Origin of the sequence: Duganella sp. CT11-25, assembly GCF_047302815.1 — a bacterium.
In the GTDB taxonomy this organism is placed as follows: domain Bacteria; phylum Pseudomonadota; class Gammaproteobacteria; order Burkholderiales; family Burkholderiaceae_D; genus Rugamonas.
The window spans coordinates 727,122-748,182 of sequence record NZ_JBKBFD010000001.1; the positions used below are offsets into that span (position 1 = coordinate 727,122).

Genomic DNA, 21,061 nt, shown 5'->3' on the forward strand with positions numbered 1-21,061 from the left:
TTGGCAGCTGCACCGCTTATCACCCAGTTGAGTTTCCCCAAGGTTATCGATGTCACCAGCGGCAGCAGCCTGCAGACGTTCTCCGTCACGCTTGCGCAAGGCGCGCTCGGGCCAGGCGCCCATGTGGCCTTTATGGTTGATTACCTCTATGCCGGCTTCGACATCGGCGGCAATGGAGAGTCCCTCGATACCTTTACCGACAGCACGCCCAACTACGCTAGCAGCACCTATGAATTTTCGGGTGGCTATCCTGTCGGAGAATACGCGATACGCTTGCTCTACATCTGGGACGATAGCGGCCAGCGGGCGCTCTACAGCGCGGCCGACCTGCAGGCGATGGGCCTTCAGTCGAGCTTTACGATTATTGACCACCTCTCGCCTGCCGCGCCCACCCTCAGCGTGGACGTCGGTGCCTACGGCCTGGTCGATGGGCAAAACGTGGTGCTGTACGGCACGGCCGGCGCCGGCCAGGTGGTGGATATCACGTATTTTTTGGCGGACGGATATCCGTTGTTGGTGGGGAGCGCCACGGCGGACGCCAGCGGCCATTGGCGCCTCGCGCCGCAGGAGTGGGGGGACGGCCACTATAGCGGGATGGTCGCGTCGGTCAGCAGCGGCGGCCACGTCTCCGCCTTGAGCACCGCGCTGGATTTCGACGTCCAGCAGGCGCCGGCGGCGACCGCCGTCCAGCTCGCACATGGCACGGACGGCACGGTCAACGCGGCCAAGCCCCTGATCTGGGGCACAACCACCTTTAATTCCGCCGTCACCATCTATGACGGCGGCAAGGCGATTGCGACCGTCCACGCGGACGAGGAAGGCTGGTGGGGATTATCGCCGGGCACGCTGGCCACAGGCGCCCACCAGCTCACGGCGCAAGTCCAGGACCAGTTCGGCCGCGTGTCGCCGCTGAGCGCGCCGCTCGACGTGCGCGTGGCGACGCCGACGGCTGGCATCAGCTATACCGTCGGCAGCGTCAACAATGAAACCGGCCAGGCGTTCGACGTCAGCAAGCTGCAAGCCTTGCTCGATGCCGTCTCGGCCTTGACCAGCAGCGTGCTCGACGGCACGCAAAATATTTCGCTGACAGTCTCGATACAGGACCTGGAGGGCAGCGGCCCCATCGCCGCCCGCGCCACATTCCATCATGCGGCCAGCGAAGACGCCATGCCGACGGTGAGCGGGGCGGCATTGAATCTTTCGCCTGCTGTCGCGAAAGCGATCAATGACGGGACATTCCTCACCGGCTACGCCATCGAAGTGTTTGCGCACGAGATGCTGCATGTGCTGGGCATCACTTCGGATCCCTCCTCCGACTTCCATGCGCAGACCAAGATGGTCGGCACCGATGCATATTATTTTGGCTTCAATGCGTTGGCGCTCAACGGGGGGGCGGTCCTGCTGTCCCCCGACGCGGCCCATGTCGCGGCATTTGGCGACCTGATGGCTCCCGAGTACCAACGCTTCCTGGACTATTTTACGCCGGCCAATCCGGCATCGCCCTACTCCGCGCTGGACCTGGCGATCCTGAAGGAACTGGGCTACCACAACACGGATACCCTTGTCTCCGAAGATGGCCACCGCTATTTGGCCGGCAACGGCAAGCCGGGCCACAATACGGTCACGGGCATCGCCGGTACCGATACCCTCTACCTCGACGGCACCGCCGCCGGCCGCACGATCAAGGCGACCGCCACCGGCTACAGCGTGCAGGACAATACCGGCAACGGCGGCACGCTGCAACTGAGCGGTATCGAGCGCATCTATTTTGACAACAAGCCGGTCGCGCTGGACGTCGGCGCCGGCGAGATCGGCGGCGTGGCCTACCGCATGTACCAGGCGGCGTTCAACCGCGCCCCCGACAGCGACGGCCTCGGCTTCTGGATCGACCAGATGGACCACGGCCTGTCGCTGCAGGCGGTGGCGCGCCTGTTCAAGAGCAGTCCCGAGTTCGTACGGCTGTATGGCGCCGACCTGAGCGACACCGACTACATCACCCAGCTCTACAGCAATGTGCTGCACCGCAAGCCGGACGCCGAGGGGCAGGCGTTTTGGCTCGATAAGATGCAGCACGGTTACGCACAGGAGGACGTGCTGATGTACTTCAGCGAGAGCCCCGAAAACGTCGCCCAGCTGGTCGGCGTCTTGCAAAACGGCTTTACTTACACTTACACCACGCATACCGGATAGTTCCCAAGGAACTCATCCCTGTCCTACACCGACACCGCTCGCGCACCTATACCTCAACCGTCGCCCCGCCCGCATGATTAGTCCTGTCACTTCGTCACCAGACTAAGGACTTGACTAATCATTTGGAGACCACCATGAGCTATCTCGATCGCGACACCTATGGCATTTATCGCAGCGACGACACCGAGGGCCCGGGCCCGCGCCTGATGGGCGCCGACACGCTGATCGGTGAGGATGTTTACAACCGCCAGGACGAAGACCTCGGCGACATCAAGGAAATCATGCTCGACATGCGCGGCGGCCAGGTGGCCTATGCCGTGCTGTCGTTCGGCGGCTGGCTGGGCATGGGCGACAAGCTGTTCGCCGTGCCTTGGCAGGCGCTGCAACTGGATACCGTCAACAAGCGCTTCCTGCTGGACGTCTCCAAGGAACACCTGAAAAACGCCCCCGGCTTCGACAAGGATGACTGGCCGGACATGGCCAGCACCGAGTTCACCACGCAGCTGCACAGCTTCTACGGCACCCAGCAAAGCGTCCCCGGCGGCCGCACCGCGACCGGCAGCGTGATGGGCAGCGGCACCGGCAGCTTGCAGAGCGATCCCGGCTACACCGGCAGCCGCGGCGGCACGGGCGGCGGCAATATCTAAGCTGGCCCCGCAAGCGCAGACATTGGCTCGTCAAGGCATGCGATAAGCGGCATGCCTGGCGGGCTTCTCTGGTCTAATCGTTGTAACGACAGCGATCAGACCAGCCATGCCTAAAATACTCACTCTTCTCTTCTTCGCTACGGCCCTCCCCGCCTTCGCATTCGAACCCCTGCCGCCGGAAACGATGGAGGACGCGCGCGTCTTCAAGGTCGAGGTGCTGCAGGTGACCGATATCGAGCCCTACCGCCAATCGCTGCAGGGCTTCATGGCCTCGCTGCAGGCCAGCGGCCTGGTCGAAGGCAAGAACCTCAGCGTGCACCGCGCCACCATCGACTTCGATGTCGAGAAAGGCGGCTTCTGGAGCAAACTCGGCGTGCTGCTGCGGATCCGCCAGGAAGCCGCGCGCATCGTCGAGGCCAAGCCGGACCTGGTGCTGACCATCGGCACGCCGGCCACCAAGTACGCGCGCGGCGCGCTGGCGGAGGCGCGCATCCCGCTGGTGTTCACGGCGGTCGCCCATCCCGAGGACGCGGGCTGCGTGTCGCTGGTCGACGGCGGCGAAGGCGCGACCGGTTCCACGCTGTACACCGACATGGCCGACTCGCTCAAGCTGGTCAAGGATGTCTTCCCCAGCGTGCAGCGGATCGGCATGGTGCATACCGACGATGAGAACGGCATCGCCAACGTCGCCGCCGCGACCGCGCAAGGCAGGCCGCTGGGCATGGCCGTCAGCGCGCGCCTGGTCGCCAAGACCGACCATATCGCGCCATCGCTGAAGGAGCTGTATGGCAGCGGCGTGCAGATGTTCGCGGTGCCGCTGGACACTTACTACGGCCTGCACCGCTACGAGGCGGCGATCGACCTGGGCGACTTCGGCATCGAAAACAATGTGCCGGTGGTGACGCTGGCCATGGTGCGCGTGCCCGGCGCCGCGCTCTACGTGGGCGCCGATTTCACCCAGGTCGGCCAGTTGGCCGGCACGCAGGCCGCCAAGATACTCCGGCGGCGCATCAAGCCCGATGTGCTGCCTATCCTGCGCCAGAAGACGCCGACCGTGATGGTCGACCCGGCCCGCATGGCGGCGCTGCATGTGACGCTGCCGCCGGCGCTGGCGGCCCGCAAGACCGACGCCGCGAACGGATTCTGGCAGATTGAATTGCCGCAATAGTTGCTATACTGGTCCCTTCTTTGATTTCAGCTTGGGACCGCCATGCAGCGGAGGCGATTTGTCACCGGCATCACCGGCATGTTGCTGGCAGCCGCAGGTTGCGGCCGGGCCCATGCCCAAGGCGCGCCTGAGCACCTGGTCATGGCCACCTTCGGGCAGGTCGACAGCTTTGCGTCCAAGTGGCTGGAGCTGATCTATACGGAAGCGTTCCGGCAGCTGGGCGTGGCGCTGGAAATCCGCTACCTGCCGGCGGCGCGCGCCGGCGCCGAGGCGATTGCGGGCAAGGTCGATGGCGAGCTGGCCCGCAGTGTCGAATATGAAGCGACGCAAAGCACGATGTTGCGCCTGACGGAACCGACCTTGTTTGTCGCCACCGCCGCCTATGCCAGGCGCCGCGACATCCGGCTGGCGCCGGGCTGGGAGGGCTTGCGCGGCACCACCTACCGTACCGAGTACCGTTTCGGCTATTCGATCACCGAACGCAAGCTGATGGCGGTGCTGCCGGCGGCACACCTGACCGCCGTCCAGACTTCCGAGACCGGCCTGCGCAAGCTGGTGCTGGGCCGAACCGACCTGTACATCGATACCGCCGAGGCCATCGAGCCGCTGCTGGCGACCCCGGAATTCCGCGATGCCGGCATCCGCCAGGCCTCGGTGTTGCAGCGCGGCCCGTTGTACGCCTACCTCAACAAAAAGCATGCGCACCTGGCGCCACGGCTGGCGGCGATATTGAAAAAGATGCGCGAAAGCGGCCAGACCGAGCGTTTCCGGCTCCAGGCGTTGAAGGAGTAAACGCACCAAATGCGGGCATTTCCTCTGGCACGCTTCTTGATAGAAGATAAATGTGCTCAACAGGGAATGTTCGATATGGCAAAATTCTTCAATGAAATGACCGCTGATGGCCTGGCGCACAATGCCAGCGCCGAGGTACGTGAACACTACCGCGAGTTCTGCGGCTGGCTGCAGCGCCAGTCCGCCGAAACCATAGAGCGAAAGCGGGCCGAGGCGGACCTGACCTTCCGCCGCGTCGGCATCACCTTCGCCGTCTACGGCGACGACGCCGGCACCGAGCGGCTGATACCGTTCGATACCATCCCGCGCATCATCCCGGCGGCCGAGTGGAAGCAGTTGCAGACCGGCCTGGTCCAGCGCGTCAAGGCGCTGAATATGTTCATCCATGATATCTATCACGACCAGAACATCATCAAGGCCGGCATCATCCCCGCCGAGCAAATCTACAAGAACGCCCAGTACCGGCCCGAGATGCAGGGCATCAAGGTGGTGTCCGACATCTACGCCCACATCGCCGGGGTCGACATCGTGCGCGCCGGCCAGGGCGAGTTCTACGTGCTGGAGGATAACCTGCGGGTGCCGTCCGGCGTGTCCTACATGCTGGAAGACCGCAAGATGATGATGCGGCTGTTCCCCGAACTGTTCGCCCGCAACAAGATCGCGCCGGTCGACCATTATCCCGACCTGCTGCTGGACAACCTGCGCTCGGTCGCGCCGATGGGTATCAACGATCCGACCGTGGTGGTGATGACGCCGGGCATGTACAACTCGGCCTATTTCGAGCACGCCTTCCTGGCGCAGCAGATGGGCGTCGAGCTGGTCGAGGGCAAGGACTTGTTCGTCAACGAGAACACCGTGTTCATGCGCACCACGCGCGGTCCGAAACGGGTCGACGTGATCTACCGCCGCCTGGACGACGACTTCCTCGATCCGCTGGCGTTCCGGCCCGATTCCTCGCTGGGCGTGCCGGGCCTGCTGTCGGTCTACCGCGCCGGCCGCGTGACGCTGGCCAACGCCATCGGCACCGGCGTGGCCGACGACAAGTCCATCTATCCCTTCGTTCCCGACATGATCAAGTTCTACCTGTCCGAGGCGCCGATATTGAACAATGTGCCGACCTACCAGTGCAGGAAGAAAGAAGACCTGGCGTACACGCTGGCCAACCTGGGCGACCTGGTGGTCAAGGAAGTGCACGGCGCCGGCGGCTACGGCATGCTGGTCGGCCCGGCCTCGACCCGGCAGCAGATCGAAGACTTCCGCCAGCGCCTGCTGGCCAAGCCGGACGGCTACATCGCCCAGCCGACGCTGGCCCTGTCCGCCTGCCCGACCTATGTCGACAGCGGCATCGCGCCGCGCCACATCGACCTGCGGCCGTTTGTGCTGTCGGGTAAGACGATCTCGATGGTGCCGGGCGGCCTGACCCGCGTGGCCTTGCAGGAAGGCTCGCTGGTGGTGAACTCGTCGCAGGGCGGCGGCACCAAGGATACCTGGATACTGGAACGCTAAGGAGAACCCATGTTAAGCCGTACCGCCGATCACCTGTTCTGGATGGCGCGCTACACCGAGCGCGCCGAGAACACCGCCCGCATGCTGGACGTCAACGTGCAGACGTCGATGCTGCCGCAGTCCGACGAGGAAAACGCCCAGGGCTGGCGCGCCATGCTCGGCATTTCCGAGCTGCAGTCCGCCTTCGACCGCAAATACCAGTCGCTGCAGGCGCGCGAAGTCATCGATTTCATGGTGCGCGACCCGGACAATCCCTCGTCCATCGTGGCCTGCCTGACCGAGGCGCGCGAAAATGCCCGCGCCGTGCGCGGCACGCTGACCACCGAAGTCTGGGAAATCCAGAACCAGACCTGGCTGGACATGCAAAAACGCCTGGACAGCGATTTGCTGGAAGACGATCCCAGCAAGTTCTTCGAATGGGTCAAGTTCCGCTCGCACCTGTCGCGCGGGGTCACGGTCGGCACCATGCTGCGCGACGAGGCCGTGCACTTCATCCGCCTGGGCACTTTCCTGGAGCGGGCCGACAACACGGCGCGCATCCTGGACGTCAAGTTCCACGGCGGCGCCACCGAGAGCACCAGCGGCGAAGGCATGAGCCAGCGCGATTTCTACTACTGGGGCGCGCTGCTGCGCTCCGTGTCCGGCTTCGAGATCTACCGCAAGGTCTACCGCGACCTGATCACGCCGGCCCGCATCGCCGAGCTGCTGATGCTGCGCGGCGACATGCCGCGGTCGCTGCTGGCCTGCATGGACGAGGTGGTCCAGAACCTGCGCGAGGTGCGCAACGATGTCTCGGCCGATACCGAACGCCTGGCCGGCCGGCTGCACGCCGAACTGCAGTTCGGCAAGATCGACGATATCCTGGCCGCCGGCCTGCACGACACGCTGACCCGATTCCTGTCGGACATCTATCAACTGGGCAATCGCGTCAGCCGCGATTTCCTGGTGCCGCTGGCGGCTTGACCGAAAGGCTATTCAATGCAACTGACGATACGGCACGAAACGCGCTACACCTACACCGCGCCGCTGGCCTACACCATCCAGCAGCTGCACCTGACGCCGCGCGTCGAGCCGCAACAGCACGTGCTGTCCTGGAACATCGCCATGCCCGGCCATGTGCATGCCTACACCGACGCCTACGGCAACCTGTCGCACATGATGACGATGAATACGCCGCACCAGGCGCTGTCCATCGTCGCCTACGGCGCGATCGAGACCACGACGCCGGAAAACGGCCGGGTGCCGAACGGCGAGATGCTGTCGCCGCTGATCTTCACCGTGCCCACCCGCATGACGGCGGCCACGCCGGGCATCCTGGAGCTGGCCGCCTCGTGCCTGCCGGACGGCAAGGCCATGACGCGCGACCTGATGTGCCTGGCCGAGCACATCTTTGGTGCGGTCCGGTATCAAAGCGGTGCGACCGTGGTGACCACCACCGCCAGCGACGCCCTCGCCCTCGGCCAAGGCGTGTGCCAGGACCATGCGCACCTGTTCCTGGCCTGCTGCCATGCGCACGGCATCCCGGCGCGCTACGTGTCCGGCTACATCGATCCGGAGAACAGCGACCACGCCGCCAGCCACGCCTGGGTCGACGCCTGGGTCGAGGACAAGGGCTACAGCGGCTGGGTCAGCATCGACGTCACCCACGCGCGGCTGATGACGGACGCCTATTGCCGGCTCGCCATCGGCCGCGACTACGACGCCGCGGCGCCGGTGCGTGGCGTGCGGCGCGGCGGCGGCACCGAATCCCTGAGCGTCGACGTACAGATCGTGCCGCAATGACAGGTGTAAAATAACGATACTTTCAATCAATACTAGAATCAATAGTTTCCTACGATGACTTATTGTGTGGGCATGCGCCTGAACGCCGGGCTGGTGTTTTTATCCGATTCGCGTACCAACGCAGGGGTGGACCAGGTCGGCACTTTCCGCAAGATGAGCGTATTCGAGATTCCCGGCGACCGCATGATGGTGCTGATGACCGCCGGCAACCTGTCGATCTCGCAATCGATACGCCAGCTGGTGGCCGAGCACCAGAGCGAAGACGGCCGCAGCATCTGGAACGCGCCGAATATGTACGAAGCGGCCCGCATCCTCGGCGACGCGGTGCGCCAGGTGCATGAGCGCGACGCCAAGTCGCTGGCCGAGTTCGGCATCGAATTCAACGTCAGCATCATCTTCGGCGGCCAGGTCAAGGGCGAGCGCTGCCGCCTGTTCCAGATCTACTCGGCCGGCAATTTCATCGAATCGCACGACGAGAACACCTATTTCCAGATCGGCGAGGCCAAGTACGGCAAGCCCATCATCGACCGCGTGGTGACGCCCGCCACCAGCCTGGACGACGCCGCCAAGTGCGCGCTGATCTCGATGGACTCGACGCTGCGCTCCAACGTGTCCGTGGGCCTGCCGCTGGACATGCTGGTGTACGAGAACGACAAGCTGGCCGTGACCCACTTCGTCACCATCGACGAACGCAACCAATACTTCCAGATGATACGCAACACCTGGGGCGACCAGCTCAAACGCGTGTTCGAAGGCCTTGCCCATCCGGTCTGGGACGCCGCCCCCGAAGCGACCAGCAACGTGTTGCACTCAACCAACACCGGCGGCAAACCGGTCAGGATCGCGCCGCCGGCCGGCGTCGCCGCGCCCGTCCTCTCGACCGCGCGCTTGCAGACCCTGGCGCAACAATTTCATGATGGGCAGCAATAACTGACGCGCCACACGGAATGCGGTGGCTGGAACGGGTATGATTAGCGTGTAGATAATATCAACCTGTCATGGAGCGCTGCATGTCTGAAGCCAATCCCCTGGGTCCCGGAGAAGGCATCTTCTCGGTCGACGTTTTGTTGAAGTACATGGGAAATGACGCTAAGGCGCTGGGCATCGTCTCGAAAATCGTGCGCGACGCCTGCGCGCCCGGCATGGCACCCTTCGAACTGGCCGGCACGGCCTTGCGCGAACAGCGCCTGAGCGATGCCGGCAAGATCTTCCACACCTTGCGCGGCTCGATCGGTACGCTGGGCGCCAAGCGCCTGGTGAGCGCCTCGTTGAAGCTGGAGCAGGCCATCGCCGAACGGCAAACCGAGCACATCCCTTCCCTGTTTGCCGCGCTCGAATCCGAATATCAACTGGTGCTGCGCGAGGCCGATGCATGGCTGACCCGTTCGGCGCCGCGGGACGGCAGCGCCCCCCAAGCTTGAAATCCCAAAAAACCATTCACTATTTGTGAATTGCCTGTCATGCTGCAATGCACAGCGCCATGTACTTTCGAGCCCGGTTCTATGTATTAACGAATGGTTACAATTGTTACCCGTATTCGCCAACTGCATACGGGAACGGCAAAATCTTCATGCTAATATCGCCAGCACTTGCAGTTTGAACGCGGTGAGAGCGTTGAGTTACCGAGCGTGCGCCATGATTTGCGACAACTTTGTAGAATTGTCGCTTGAAAGTTTCTCGTGCCGCGTTCTTGCGTATTCGACAATTTGCTCACGTGCAAGTATAATGGTGCAATGCATCGCGGCGAAACTGCTGGGATTTAATCAAGGATATTTAACATATGGAATTATTCAACAAGTCTGGCGTATTGGTATCGTCGGTATTGGTGCTGGTTGGCGCGTTGATCGCCTGCCAGGCACAAGAAGACGCAGTTCCCTCGCCGACCGTGATTGAAGCCGCCGCCATGCAACTTGGCCCGCAGGGACAGCCTGCCGCCGAACGCCGCCTGCAGGAATGGGCCGACCAGGGTTCGCCGGTCGCCCAGCGCGAACTGGCGCTGCGTTACCTGTCGAATCCGGACAAGCGTCGCGAAGCGATGCAATTGTTTGAACGCGCCGCCAACGCCGGCGATGCCCAGGCCGCGGTCGGGCTGGTTGGCATGGCCCATGATGGCGGTGTCGGCATGAGCGGCGCTTCGGGCGCCGCGCTCAGTGCCGGCCGCGTCATCAAGGAAGCGGCGACCGCCAACTATATCGCACGCTAAGCTGTACCGCCTGCATCGCCAGAGCCGCCACGCCGTACCGGTGTCGCGGCTTTTTTCATCTTGATCGGAGTCTGGAATGGATCGTTTGCGCGCGCTGGAAGTGTTTGTGGAAGTGGTGAAGCGGGATGGCTTCGCCCGCGCGGCGGATGCGCTGGACACCTCGCCGGCCAACGTCACCCGCTATATCAGCGACCTGGAGGCGCATCTGCAGACCCGGCTGCTGAACCGCAGCTCGCGCAAGATGTCGCTGACCTCCAGCGGCGAGGCGCTGTTCGAGCGCGCCAAGTCCATCCTCGACGACGTCGCCGAGGCGGAAGCGATTGTCTCCTCGGCCACCCTGCAGCCGCACGGCGTGTTGCGCATCAACGCCCCGCTCAGCTTCGGCGTGCTGCACCTGGCGCCGCTGTGGGCCAAGTTCATGCGGAAGTACCCGGAGGTCCGGCTGGACGTGGCGCTGATCGACCGCGTGGTCGACATCGTCGAGGAAGGCTACGACATGGCGATCCGCATCTCGCGCACCGGCTCGACCGCGCACGTGGCGCGCAAGCTGGCCACCTCGCACAACATCCTGTGCGCCTCGCCCGACTACATCCAGCAGCACGGCATGCCGCTGCATCCGGCCGACCTGCTGCAGCACGCCTGCGTCGGCTACAGCTACTCGGCCACCGCCGACGAGTGGCAGATGCTGGACGCCGGCGGCCAGCCGCACGCGGTCAAGGTCCAGTGCGTGATGCACTCGAATAACGGCGATACCGCGCGCGCCGCCGCGCTGGGCGGGATGGGCGTGATCTGGCAGCCGAGCTTCCTGGTCGGCGCCGACCTGCGCGCCGGCCGCCTGCAGCGCGTGCTGCCCGACTACCACATGACCGACATCGACATCCAGGCGGTGTATCCGAGCCGCCGCCACCTGAGCGCCAAGGTGCGGGTGATGATCGATTTCCTGGTCGAGGAATTTTCCGGCGTGCCACCGTGGGACCGCGAAGACTGACTTTAAATCCGTTTTCCCATTTGAGGCAGATCAGACGATGGCCGCCTCCAGCGCAGATACTCTAAGGAGCTGGAGGGGGCGACGATGGATAAATGGGCTGAGCAGGCACAATCTCAGGAGCAGTTTCGCGCGCAGTTTCGCGAGGAATTGTTGGCCTTCACGCGCCAGCATCGCGCCGGCCACTGGACCGGCAGTTTCGCGCAGTTCATGGAACAGGTGCTGCCGGAGGCGCCGGTCCAACTCGCGCGCAGCTCGCACCAATACATCTGGGACATGCTGCGCTGGAGCGGCAAGGAAGACGAACAAGGCAAGCTGCGCTGCAGCCTGTTCGCCGACGAACTGTTCGGCATCGACGACGCCCTGGCCCGCGTGGCCGATTATTTCAAGGCGGCCGCTGCCGGTTCGGAAGTCGGCCGGCGCCTGCTGCTGTTGCTCGGACCGCCATCGGGCGGCAAGTCCACGCTGGTGATACGCCTCAAGCGCGGGCTGGAGGAATACAGCTACACCGACGCCGGCGCGCTGTACGGCATCGCCGGCTGTCCGGTGCATGAATCGCCGCTGCACCTGGTGCCGCACACCATGCGCGCCGGTTTCCGCGACAGCTACGGCGTCGAGGCGTCGGGCGAGCTGTGTCCGCATTGCCGGGCGCGGCTGGAGCATGAACTGGGCGGCGACTTCCTGCAGATGCCCGTCGAGCGCATCTTTATCTCCGAGGCCGGCCGCAGCGCCATCGGCACCTACGCGCCGCATGACCCGAGCACCGCCGATATCGCCGACCTGGTCGGCTCGGTCGACCTGTCCAAGGTGGCCGAGTACGGCGACGAGGGCGATCCGCGCGCTTGGTCGTGGTCCGGCGCCGTGTACGCGGCCAGCCGCGGCATGCTGGAGATGATCGAGATCCTCAAGGTCAAGCGCGAATTCCTCTACCTGCTGCTGACGCTGACGCAGGAAAAAAACGTCAAGGTGGCGCGCTTTCCGCTGATCTACCTCGATGAAACCATCCTGGCCCACACCAACCTGGCGGAATTCCGCAAGTTCCTGCAAGAGAGCGAAAACGAGGGCTTGCTGGACCGCATGGTGATCGTACAGGTGCCCTACACCCTCAGCTACCGCGAGGAGGCGCGCATCTACAACAAGCTGATCCTGGCGGCGGCGCCGGCCTTCCGCAGCGTCCACCTGGATCCCCATGTGCTGCACGCGGCGGCCGTGTTCGCCGTGCTGAGCCGTTTGCACGAGGGCGAGGACCGCGACGCCGAGCTGGCCAAGCGCGTGCGCCTGCACGCCGGCGAGGATGTCGAGGGCGTGCATCACTCGGAGGCGCTGCGCGTGCGCAACAAGGAAAAAGCCCCGGACGAAGGCTTGTCGGGCGTGTCGCCCCGCTTCGTCATCAACGCCCTGTCGAACGCCATCATCCAGTCTCCGCGCAGCAGCCTCAGCACGATGGATCTGCTGCTGGCGCTCAAGGATGGCATTGAAAACGACGCCCGCATCGAGTCGGCGCGCAAGCGGCGCTGGGTCGACTACCTGGTGCTGACGCGCAAGGAGTTCTACAACCGCTGGGTCAAGGAGGACGTGCACAAGGCATTGTTCGTGTCGTTCGAACAGGAGGTGGAAGAATTGCTCGGCAAGTATCTGGACGAGGTCGAGGCCATGCTGGACAACCGCCAAGTCAAGGACCCGATCACCAGCGAGGAGCGGCGCCCCGACGAGCGCTTCCTGCGCGCGGTGGAAGAGAAAATCCACATCTCCGACTCGGGCAAGCAATCGTTCCGGCAAGAGGTGGTGCGCAAGGCCATGAGCGCCTACAAGCGCGGCGAACGCTTCGGCCTGGGCAGCCATGCCCAGCTGCGCGACGCGCTGCAGCAGTACTTGTTCGAGCAGCGGCGCGACGTGCTGCGCCTGGTCAGTTCCGCCAAGCGGCCCGACGACGAGGTGCGCGCCAAGATCTCCGCGGTCGAGCAGCGGCTGGTGGACGAGTACGGCTACGACAGCCATTGCGCGCGCGAAGCCCTGAACTACGTCACCACGCTGCTGGCGCAGGAATGATATGCCCACCCAACGCAGCGCCTGGTACGACTTGTTTTCACGCGGCGCGCGCGACTGGCTGCGGCACAACGACAAGGTGCGCGAGGCGGTGCGCGAGCATCTGCCGGATGCGATCGCCGGGCCGGACCTGATGACGGGACCGGCGCAGCGTGGCGTGCAAGTGCCGTTGCGCCTGCTGGAGCATGCGCGCTTCCGGCTGTCCAGCGGCCACAGCACGACCGGCGCCGGCCAGGGACCGGCGCAACCGGGCGACCTGCTGCGCGGCCCCGACTACGACCTGGACGACGACAACCAGGCCGGCAACGAGGAAGGCGCCGTCACGCTGCTGATGGAGTTTTCCATCGACGAGATCCTGGACTGGCTGTGGGAAGAATTCCAGTTGCCGGAGTTGCAGCCGCGCGGCAAGTCCACGCTGGACCAGCCGGACATGGTGCGCGAAGGCTGGGACAAGCACGGCGCGCGCTCGCGGCTGGACCGGCGCCGCACCGTCAAGCAAGCCATCAAGCGGCGCGCCGTGCAGGTCGCGCCAGCGCCGTTCACCAACGACGACCTGCGTTTCCGCCAGTTGGTGCAGCACCCCCGCCCCAGCAGCAACGCGGTGGTGTTCTTCGTGCTGGACGTCTCGAGCAGCATGACCCAGCCCGAGCGCCGTCTCGCCAAGACGTTCTTCTTTCTCGCGCTGCAGGGCTTGCGGCGCAAGTACCGCCGCGTCGAACTGCGCTTTCTCGCACACGCGGCGCGCGCCTGGGAATTCAACGAAGGCGACTTCTTCCAGGTCAACGGCATGGGCGGCACGGTCGCGTCCACGGCGTTCCGCCTGGCATTGCAGCTGCTGCAGGAGCGCTATGACGAGGCCAGCTACAACAGCTATCTGTTCTACGCCTCGGACGGCGACAACTTCGCCGAGGACCGCGCGGCGGCCAGCGCCGCCCTGGGGCAACTGGCCAAGCGCGTCAACTACATGGGCTATGTCGAAACCCTGCCCGGTACGCCGCGCATGCTGGAGACCGAGATGCGCCGCCTGTGGCAGGAGCGCGAACGCCAGGGCTTGCCGGTCTCCAGCGCGCTGCTGGCCTCGGGCGACGACGTGTTCCTGGCGATACGCCAGTTTCTGACGCGGCAGGCGGCGACATGAGCCTCGACGACTACGCGGCCAAGATCGAGCAATTGGCCAACCGCTTGGGCCTGGACTACTGCCCGGTGGATTTCGAGCTGGTGCCGCAAAACTTCATGCTGGAGATCGCCGTCTATGGCGTGCCGGTGCGCATGCACCACTGGTCGTTCGGCCTGCGCTACATCCAGCAGCTGCTGCACCAGAACATGGGACACTCGCGCATCTTCGAGGTGATGTTTCCCGGCGATCCCTGCCGCGCCTACCTGATGGACAGCAACTCGCTGGCCGAAAACACGCTGGTCAGCGCGCACGTGATCGGCCATGCGGATTTCGTCAAGCGCAACGCCCTGTTCGCGCGCTGCATGGCGATGGCGGGCGGGCACATCCTGGAGCAAAGCGCGGCCCGCGCGCACCGCCTGGAAGAGGCGCTGGCCCTCCACGGCCAGAAGCGGGTGGAGGCGGTGCTGGACGCCGCGCTGGCGCTGGAGCCGCATATCGACATCAACCAGCACTTGTATCGCCCGCCCTACCCCGCGCCGGTGCCCGACAGGATGGACGAGCCGGTTGGCGCATTCCAGCTGCGCTACCAGTCGCTGCCGGGAGAGGCGCCGCCGCCGCCGGCCAAGCCCGCGCGCCGCGGCACGCCGCCGCATCCGGAATACGACCTGCTGTGGTTTATCGCCCGCTACGCGCCCGAGATGCAGGACTGGGAACGCGACATCTTCCTGGCGGTGCGTGAGGAATCGTTCTATTTCTACCCGGTGCACGCCTGCCAGATCATGAACGAGGGCTGGGCGTCGTACTGGCATGCGCGCTTGCTGCGCGAGGCCGACTTCCTGCCGCACGAGCTCTACCTGCATGCGCTGAAAGCGCACTCGGACGTGGTGCGGCCGTATGCCGGCGCGCAGGAACTGGCGCTGGCGATCAATCCCTACCACCTGGGCTACGTGATGTGGGAACGGATTATCGCGCGCGACGGGCTGGAGGCGGCGCGCCGCATCTGCGCCGAGGAGGACGACTTCGGTTTCGTCCGCAACTACCTGGACGCGGAACTGGCCGAGGAGCTCGACCTGTTCAGCTACCAGATGCGCAAGGATGGCGAGACCCGCGTGCTCAGCCGCGACATCCAGGCGGTACGCGAGGCGATACTCGGCCCCAAGTACAACTACGGCGCGCCGTGCATCGCGGTCGAGCGCATGCAGGACGATTTCAGCCTGGTGCTGCAGCACGACCACACGCGCGATGGCCGCGGGCTGGACCTGGAACTGGCCGAGCAAGTGATGCAGTATGTGGCCCGCGTCTGGCGCCGGCCGGTCACGCTGAAGACGGTGGATGCGCGGGGCGTGGCGCGGACGGTGTCGGCGGCGGCGTCAGATGCTCCTCGTACCAGCGCAAAGCCTGCCTGAGGCCGCGCCGCAAATCGTGGGTGGGCGCATAGCCCAGCAGATCGGCGGCCTTGGAAATGTCGGCCTGCGAATGGCGCACGTCGCCGGCGCGGAAGTCGCCGTACTGCGGCTGGAAGTCGCGCAGATGCGGGTAGCGCTCCACCAGCAGGCCGTGCAGCATCAGATACAGTTCGTTCAAGCTGGTGCGGGCGTTCAGCGCGACGTTGTAGACCTGGTTGACGGCGCCTGGCTTGTCCGCCAGCGCCGCCAGCAGATTGGCCTGGACCGCGTTGGCGACGAAGCAAAAGTCGCGGCTGCTTTCGCCGTCGCCGTTGATGGTCAGCGGGCGCTGCCCGATCATCGCCGCGATCCATAGCGGAATCACGGCGGCGTAGGCGCCGGCCGGATCCTGGCGCGGACCGAACACATTGAAGTAACGCAGGCCGATGCTTTCCGTGCCGTAGCAGCGCGCGTAGACGCCGGCATACAGCTCGTTGACATATTTGGTCAGCGCATACGGCGACAGCGGCTTGCCGACATGCGTCTCCTGCTTGGGCAAGGCTGGGTGGTCGCCATAGCTCGCGCTGGAGGCGGCATACACTACGCGCCGCACGCCGGCCGCGCGCGCCGCCTCCATCACGTTCAGATGGCCGGTGATGTTGATGTCGTTGCTCAGCAAGGGATCGTCGATCGAGCGCGCGACCGAGCCCAGCGCAGCCTGGTGCAGCACATAGTCGGCACGCTCGCAGGCGGCGCGGCACACCGACGGGTCGCGGACATCGCCCTCGATCAATTCGAAACAGCGCCAGGCGCTGGGGTCGACCTGCTCGCGCACCTGGTCGAGGTTGTGTCTGTAGCCGGTCAGGAAATTGTCTACGCCGACCACGCGCTGCCCCAGTTCCAGCAGGGCTTGCAGCAGGTTGGAGCCGATGAAGCCGGCCGTGCCGGTGAGCACCCAGCGGTATTGCCGCTGCTCCAGGTGCTCGCGCACGGTTTGATAGGCGCTGGTGCCCGGCGTGCCGTTTTCATAATCGCTCATCACAGTCTCCAGACGTTCAGGCCGCTGCAGCGCAACGCGGCCTCGTCAAACTGCGATTTCAGGTCGATGAAGCAGCCGGCGTCGACCACTTTCCGGCGCATTTCCAGCAGCGGCCGCGCGGCCAGCTCGCGGTGGGCGACGGCGCTGATCAGCGCTTCCGCGCATGGCAGCTCGTCCCAGGATTCCAGCCGCACGCCGTATTCGTGCATGGCTTCCTCGGCGTCGGCGACCGGATCGTGCACATGCACCTGCAGGCCGTAGGATTCCAGTTCGTGGATCAGGTCGGCGACCTTGGAGTTGCGCAGGTCCGGGCAATTTTCCTTGAAGGTCAGGCCCAGCACGTTGACGCGGCAGCCCTTGAGCTTGAAGCCGGCGCGCACCATTTCCTTGACGGTTTTCTCGGCCACGAACTTGGCCATGCCATCGTTGATGCGCCGTCCGGCCAGGATCACGTGCGGGTGGTAGCCCAGCATCTCCGCCTTGTGCGTCAGGTAGTAGGGGTCGACGCCGATGCAGTGGCCGCCCACCAGTCCCGGCCGGAACGGCAGGAAATTCCACTTGGTGCCGGCCGCCTGCAGTACTTCCAGCGTATCGATCTCCAGCCGGTCGAAGATGATCGCCAGCTCGTTCATCAGCGCGATGTTGAGGTCGCGCTGGGTGTTTTCGATGACCTTGGCCGCCTCCGCCACCTTGATGCTGGAGGCGCGATGCACGCCGGCCTCGACCACCTCCTCGTATAGCGCCGCCACCCGCTGTAAGGTTGCTTCATCATCGCCCGAAACCACTTTGCGGATCGTTGTCAGCGTATGTTCCTTGTCGCCTGGATTGATGCGCTCCGGCGAGAAGCCGACATGAAAATCGCGCCGCCACGTCAGGCCCGAGCACTGCTCCAGTATCGGAATGCAGATTTCCTCGGTGGCGCCGGGATAGACGGTGGATTCATAGACCACCACCGCGCCGGCCTTCATGTGCCGCCCCACCGCCTGGCTGGCGCCGACCAGGGCCGAGAAGTCCGGGTTGTGCGCGCTGTCGACCGGCGTCGGCACGGCGACCACGATGTAGTCGGCCTCGGACAAGGCGGCCGGGTCGCAACCCATCTCCAGCCAGCGCGCGGCGCTGAACTGGGCTTCCGACACTTCGCCGCTGGGATCGATGCCGCGCCGGTAGCTGGCCACCTTGCGCGCCGACAGGTCGAGGCCGATGGTGCGGCGGCGTGCGCCGAACGAAACCGCCAACGACAAGCCCACATACCCAAGTCCGACGACAGCGACGACTTCCATCTGAACACCTCTTCTATCAGCGTTGAAAACAGGTCTCCGCCGATTCTACGGTTGGCGTTTCGAACCCTGTTGAGGTGGGACAAATGCGCGCGTGTTGCGCACGATGCCTACGCCGTTTGCGGTCGATCAACAAGTGACCGGGGGATCGTTCCTACTCTACTGGATACCCTTTTCCTGGAGATCGCCATGTCGCCATCGCGTGTTTTGTGGATGCTGGTGCTGCTGGCCGGTTGCAGCCGGATGTCCGGCAACGATGAGTTGATGGTCCAGGCCAGGCAACATGCGTCGAAAGGCGAAACCAAGGCCGCCGTCATCCAGCTGAAAAATGTGCTGCAGCAGACCCCGGCCAACGGCCAGGCGCGCCTGATGCTGGGCCAGTTGTACCTGGACTCGGGCGACGTGCTGTCGGCCGACAAGGAATTGCGCCGCGCGCTGGAGCTGGGCGTCAATGCCGGCGATGTCCTGCCGGTGTTGGCCAAGGGGATGCTGCTGCAGGCACAATTCCAGAAGCTGCTGGACGACGTGCCGGCCGACCAGCAACAACCACGTTTGCAGGCGTTGCGCGGGCATGCGTTGCTGGGATTGGGCCGCATCGATGAAGGCCGCGCGATGTTCGAGCAGATCCTGGTACGGCATGCGGAACATCCGGCCGCGCTGCTGGGCCTGGCCCGCATCGCACTGCGCGACAGCAAGCAGGACGAGGCGTATGCGCTGATCCAGCGGGCGCTGGCGCGGCAGCCGGACGACGCCGACGCCTTGCGCATGAAAGGCGATCTGCTACGCATGCAAAGCAAGAATGCCGATGCCCTGAAGGTCTATCAGCAATTGCTGAAGTTGTACCCGGCCCAGGTGCAGACGCATGTGGACATCGCCAGCCTGCACATCCAATCCGGCAAGCTGGACGACGCCAGGAAGGAATTGTCCACCGCGCGCCAGGTCTCGCCGAGCAACCTGCTGCTCACTTACACGCAAGCCTTGCTGGATTTCCGCGAAGGCAAGCTGGACGCGGCACAGGATCAGTTGCAACTGGTGCTGCGGGCCGCGCCGGAACACTTGCCCAGCAATCTGCTGATGGGGGCGATACTGCGCGGCAAAGGGTCATTTGCACAGGCCGAACAATATCTGCGCAAGTTCCTGGAAGCCAATCCGCGCCATCCCTACGCCAGCAAGCTGCTGGCTTCGGTGCTAGTGAATACCGGTGCGCCGGACCAGGCGCTGGCCATCGTCGAGCCCTTGTTCGACAGCCACCAGCAGGATCTGGAGATGATGTCGCTGGCCGGCGAAATCTACCTGCGCCTGCGTCAGTATTCCCAGGCCGCCGCGTATTTTGAGCGGGCCAGCAAGCTGTCGCCGCAGTCGACCATGCTGCATGCGGCGCTGGCGATGAGCCATATCGGCATGGGCGACAACGACCGCGCCATCGCCGAACTGGAACGCGCGACCAGCCTGGATGGCAAGTCGTCCCGCGCCGGCATGTTGCTGGTGCTGAGCCATTTACGCAGCAAGCAATACGACAAGGCGCTGGAGGCGGTCAAGCGGATGGAGACGCAGCAAGGCGACAACCCGCTGGTGCAGAACCTGAAAGGCGGCGTGCTGTTGATGAACCGCGACGCCGCCGGCGCCCGCGCCAGCTTCGAGCGCGCGCTGGCGCTCGATCCGCTGTACTTGCCGGCGCTGGATAACCTGACCCAGCTGGACATCAAGGACAAGAAACCGGAGAACGCCAGGCTGCGGCTGGAGGCGGCGCTGGCGAAGGATAAGAAGAATACCGACCTCATGGCGGCGCTGGCCAACCTGGCGATGAGTCGTGGCCAGCCGGCGGTGGTGCGCGGCTGGCTGGAACGGGCGGCGCAGGAAAAGCCGGAGGAGCTGGAGCCGTCGATGCGACTGGCACAATTTTATGTGCGCAACAACGAGCTGCCCAAGGCGCTGGTGCTGGCCCAGAAAATGCTCGCCACCAATCCATCCAACCCGGAAGTGGTGGCGCTGGTGGCCACGCTGCAATCGCGCAGCGGAAACAGCGACGCCGCGCTGGATAGCTGGAACAAGCTGGCTACGCTGCAGCCGGATTCCGCGGAAGTCCAGCTGCGCCTGGGCGAGGCCCGCTTCGCCGCGCATGACAACGAAGGCGGCTTGAAGGCCTTGAACAAGGCGCTGGCGTTGCAGCCGGATTATGCGCAAGCGCAGGTCGCGCTGGTGCGGATGCTGCTGGAGCAGCGCGCCTATCCGAAGGCCCTGCAGGCCGCGCGCGGATTCCAGAAGGCCCGCGGCGACGCGCCGCTGGGCTACAAGCTGGAGGGCGACGTATTGATGGCGCAGAAACAGATTCCGGACGCGCTGGTCCTGTATCAGAAGGCGTACGACATGCAGCCCTCCGGCGCGCTGCTGATTCCGCTGCACAGCGCGCTGGTGCAGGCCGGCAGGTCGCCCGAGGCCCGGTCGCGCGTGCAGAAATGGCTGGACGGCCACCCGGACGATCATGTGACGCGGCTGTATTTTGCCAGCAGCCTACTGGCCGAGGAGGATTATCCGGCCAGCCTGGCGCAGTTTGAACAGGTGGTGAAGCAGTCGCCGGACCAGGTGGTGGCGCTGAACAATCTGGCCTGGCTGTGCCAGCAGCAAAAAGATCCGCGCGCACTGGACTTCGCCGAGCGCGCCTACCGGCTGGCGCCGGGCAGTTCGGCAGTGATCGACACGCTGGGGTGGCTGCTGGTGGAACAAGGCAAGCTGGAGCGCGCGCTGCCGCTGCTGAAGCAGGCCGCCGCCCTGGCGCCCGCCAACCGCGAAATCCATTATCACTACGGTGTCGCGCTCGCCAAGTCCGGCGACAAGCGCTCCGCGCGCCGGCAACTGGAGCCGCTGCTGGCGGCCAAGGACTTCGACCGGCACGACGCCGTCAAGGCCTTGCTGGCGCAATAGCC

The 21,061-nt window shown here is 64.7% G+C and carries 17 protein-coding genes; 15 read left to right on the plus strand and 2 right to left on the minus strand.

Going from position 1 to position 21,061, the window contains the following annotated elements; genetic code table 11:
• The 14 genes from ACEN9F_RS02835 to ACEN9F_RS02900 all read left to right on the plus strand — a co-directional run bounded on the left by ACEN9F_RS02835 (position 1) and on the right by ACEN9F_RS02900 (position 15,842).
• Positions 1 to 2,190 (plus strand): DUF4214 domain-containing protein, encoded by a 2,190-nt coding sequence (locus tag ACEN9F_RS02835; protein WP_413417618.1) that lies wholly within the window; start codon positions 1 to 3, stop codon positions 2,188 to 2,190.
• 134 nt (positions 2,191 to 2,324) lie between these two features.
• Positions 2,325 to 2,837, plus strand: coding sequence for a PRC-barrel domain-containing protein (locus tag ACEN9F_RS02840; protein WP_413417619.1), 513 nt, complete (start codon positions 2,325 to 2,327; stop codon positions 2,835 to 2,837).
• Between the two features lie 106 nt (positions 2,838 to 2,943).
• Positions 2,944 to 4,005 (plus strand): ABC transporter substrate-binding protein, encoded by a 1,062-nt coding sequence (locus ACEN9F_RS02845; RefSeq protein WP_413417621.1) that lies wholly within the window; start codon positions 2,944 to 2,946, stop codon positions 4,003 to 4,005.
• A 42-nt stretch (positions 4,006 to 4,047) separates the two neighbouring features.
• Positions 4,048 to 4,797 carry a hypothetical protein gene (locus tag ACEN9F_RS02850; RefSeq protein WP_413417623.1) on the plus strand — a complete coding sequence of 250 codons (750 nt, stop codon included), beginning with the start codon at positions 4,048 to 4,050 and terminating at the stop codon, positions 4,795 to 4,797.
• Positions 4,798 to 4,872: 75 nt separating this feature from the next.
• On the plus strand, positions 4,873 to 6,303 hold the full coding sequence (locus tag ACEN9F_RS02855) for a circularly permuted type 2 ATP-grasp protein (RefSeq protein ID WP_413417625.1): 1,431 nt from the start codon (positions 4,873 to 4,875) through the stop codon (positions 6,301 to 6,303).
• Positions 6,304 to 6,312: 9 nt separating this feature from the next.
• Entirely contained in the window at positions 6,313 to 7,266 is a 954-nt protein-coding gene (locus ACEN9F_RS02860; RefSeq protein WP_413417627.1) for an alpha-E domain-containing protein, read from the plus strand.
• A gap of 15 nt (positions 7,267 to 7,281) precedes the next feature.
• A complete protein-coding gene (locus ACEN9F_RS02865) occupies positions 7,282 to 8,085 on the plus strand; it encodes a transglutaminase family protein (protein WP_413417629.1) in 804 nt (267 codons plus the stop codon).
• Between the two features lie 54 nt (positions 8,086 to 8,139).
• Entirely contained in the window at positions 8,140 to 9,015 is an 876-nt protein-coding gene (locus ACEN9F_RS02870; protein ID WP_413417631.1) for a peptidase, read from the plus strand.
• Between the two features lie 80 nt (positions 9,016 to 9,095).
• Positions 9,096 to 9,506 carry an Hpt domain-containing protein gene (locus tag ACEN9F_RS02875; RefSeq protein WP_413417633.1) on the plus strand — a complete coding sequence of 137 codons (411 nt, stop codon included), beginning with the start codon at positions 9,096 to 9,098 and terminating at the stop codon, positions 9,504 to 9,506.
• Positions 9,507 to 9,865: 359 nt separating this feature from the next.
• Positions 9,866 to 10,288, plus strand: a complete 423-nt coding sequence (locus tag ACEN9F_RS02880; RefSeq protein ID WP_413417635.1) for a hypothetical protein — start codon at positions 9,866 to 9,868, stop codon at positions 10,286 to 10,288.
• A 76-nt stretch (positions 10,289 to 10,364) separates the two neighbouring features.
• Complete coding sequence (locus ACEN9F_RS02885) at positions 10,365 to 11,276, plus strand: LysR family transcriptional regulator (protein ID WP_413417637.1); 912 nt, start codon at positions 10,365 to 10,367, stop codon at positions 11,274 to 11,276.
• An 84-nt stretch (positions 11,277 to 11,360) separates the two neighbouring features.
• Positions 11,361 to 13,322: a serine protein kinase gene (locus ACEN9F_RS02890; protein WP_413417639.1), complete on the plus strand. Its 1,962-nt coding sequence runs from the start codon at positions 11,361 to 11,363 to the stop codon at positions 13,320 to 13,322.
• 1 nt (position 13,323) lies between these two features.
• Entirely contained in the window at positions 13,324 to 14,457 is a 1,134-nt protein-coding gene (locus tag ACEN9F_RS02895) for a DUF444 family protein (protein WP_413417641.1), read from the plus strand.
• Positions 14,454 to 15,842 (plus strand): SpoVR family protein, encoded by a 1,389-nt coding sequence (locus ACEN9F_RS02900; protein WP_413417643.1) that lies wholly within the window; start codon positions 14,454 to 14,456, stop codon positions 15,840 to 15,842. The genes ACEN9F_RS02895 and ACEN9F_RS02900 overlap by 4 nt, the downstream gene beginning before the upstream one ends.
• Here ACEN9F_RS02900 and ACEN9F_RS02905 read toward each other — a convergent pair.
• Together ACEN9F_RS02905 and ACEN9F_RS02910 are read right to left on the minus strand one after the other, a co-directional pair.
• Complete coding sequence (locus ACEN9F_RS02905) at positions 15,751 to 16,860, minus strand: SDR family oxidoreductase (RefSeq protein ID WP_413417645.1); 1,110 nt, start codon at positions 16,858 to 16,860, stop codon at positions 15,751 to 15,753. The two genes, ACEN9F_RS02900 and ACEN9F_RS02905, sit on opposite strands and share 92 nt — an antisense overlap.
• On the minus strand, positions 16,860 to 18,140 hold the full coding sequence (locus ACEN9F_RS02910; protein ID WP_413417647.1) for a nucleotide sugar dehydrogenase: 1,281 nt from the start codon (positions 18,138 to 18,140) through the stop codon (positions 16,860 to 16,862). The genes ACEN9F_RS02905 and ACEN9F_RS02910 overlap by 1 nt, the downstream gene beginning before the upstream one ends.
• Positions 18,141 to 18,326: 186 nt before the next feature.
• Here ACEN9F_RS02910 and prsT point away from each other — a divergent pair, with 186 nt between their 5' ends.
• Positions 18,327 to 21,059 carry an XrtA/PEP-CTERM system TPR-repeat protein PrsT gene (gene prsT, locus ACEN9F_RS02915; protein WP_413417649.1) on the plus strand — a complete coding sequence of 911 codons (2,733 nt, stop codon included), beginning with the start codon at positions 18,327 to 18,329 and terminating at the stop codon, positions 21,057 to 21,059.
• Positions 21,060 to 21,061 lie beyond the last annotated feature (2 nt).

What these genes read in the sequence shown, in the direction of transcription:
- ACEN9F_RS02840 (WP_413417619.1), top strand. Translation starts at nt 2,325, where the DNA reads ATGAGCTATCTCGATCGCGACACCTATGGCATTTATCGCAGCGACGAC.
- ACEN9F_RS02845 (WP_413417621.1), top strand. Translation starts at nt 2,944, where the DNA reads ATGCCTAAAATACTCACTCTTCTCTTCTTCGCTACGGCCCTCCCCGCC.
- ACEN9F_RS02850 (WP_413417623.1), top strand. Translation starts at nt 4,048, where the DNA reads ATGCAGCGGAGGCGATTTGTCACCGGCATCACCGGCATGTTGCTGGCA.
- ACEN9F_RS02855 (WP_413417625.1), top strand. Translation starts at nt 4,873, where the DNA reads ATGGCAAAATTCTTCAATGAAATGACCGCTGATGGCCTGGCGCACAAT.
- ACEN9F_RS02860 (WP_413417627.1), top strand. Translation starts at nt 6,313, where the DNA reads ATGTTAAGCCGTACCGCCGATCACCTGTTCTGGATGGCGCGCTACACC.
- ACEN9F_RS02865 (WP_413417629.1), top strand. Translation starts at nt 7,282, where the DNA reads ATGCAACTGACGATACGGCACGAAACGCGCTACACCTACACCGCGCCG.
- ACEN9F_RS02870 (WP_413417631.1), top strand. Translation starts at nt 8,140, where the DNA reads ATGACTTATTGTGTGGGCATGCGCCTGAACGCCGGGCTGGTGTTTTTA.
- ACEN9F_RS02875 (WP_413417633.1), top strand. Translation starts at nt 9,096, where the DNA reads ATGTCTGAAGCCAATCCCCTGGGTCCCGGAGAAGGCATCTTCTCGGTC.
- ACEN9F_RS02880 (WP_413417635.1), top strand. Translation starts at nt 9,866, where the DNA reads ATGGAATTATTCAACAAGTCTGGCGTATTGGTATCGTCGGTATTGGTG.
- ACEN9F_RS02885 (WP_413417637.1), top strand. Translation starts at nt 10,365, where the DNA reads ATGGATCGTTTGCGCGCGCTGGAAGTGTTTGTGGAAGTGGTGAAGCGG.
- ACEN9F_RS02890 (WP_413417639.1), top strand. Translation starts at nt 11,361, where the DNA reads ATGGATAAATGGGCTGAGCAGGCACAATCTCAGGAGCAGTTTCGCGCG.
- ACEN9F_RS02895 (WP_413417641.1), top strand. Translation starts at nt 13,324, where the DNA reads ATGCCCACCCAACGCAGCGCCTGGTACGACTTGTTTTCACGCGGCGCG.
- ACEN9F_RS02900 (WP_413417643.1), top strand. Translation starts at nt 14,454, where the DNA reads ATGAGCCTCGACGACTACGCGGCCAAGATCGAGCAATTGGCCAACCGC.
- ACEN9F_RS02905 (WP_413417645.1), bottom strand. Translation starts at nt 16,860, where the DNA reads ATGAGCGATTATGAAAACGGCACGCCGGGCACCAGCGCCTATCAAACC.
- ACEN9F_RS02910 (WP_413417647.1), bottom strand. Translation starts at nt 18,140, where the DNA reads ATGGAAGTCGTCGCTGTCGTCGGACTTGGGTATGTGGGCTTGTCGTTG.
- prsT (WP_413417649.1), top strand. Translation starts at nt 18,327, where the DNA reads ATGTCGCCATCGCGTGTTTTGTGGATGCTGGTGCTGCTGGCCGGTTGC.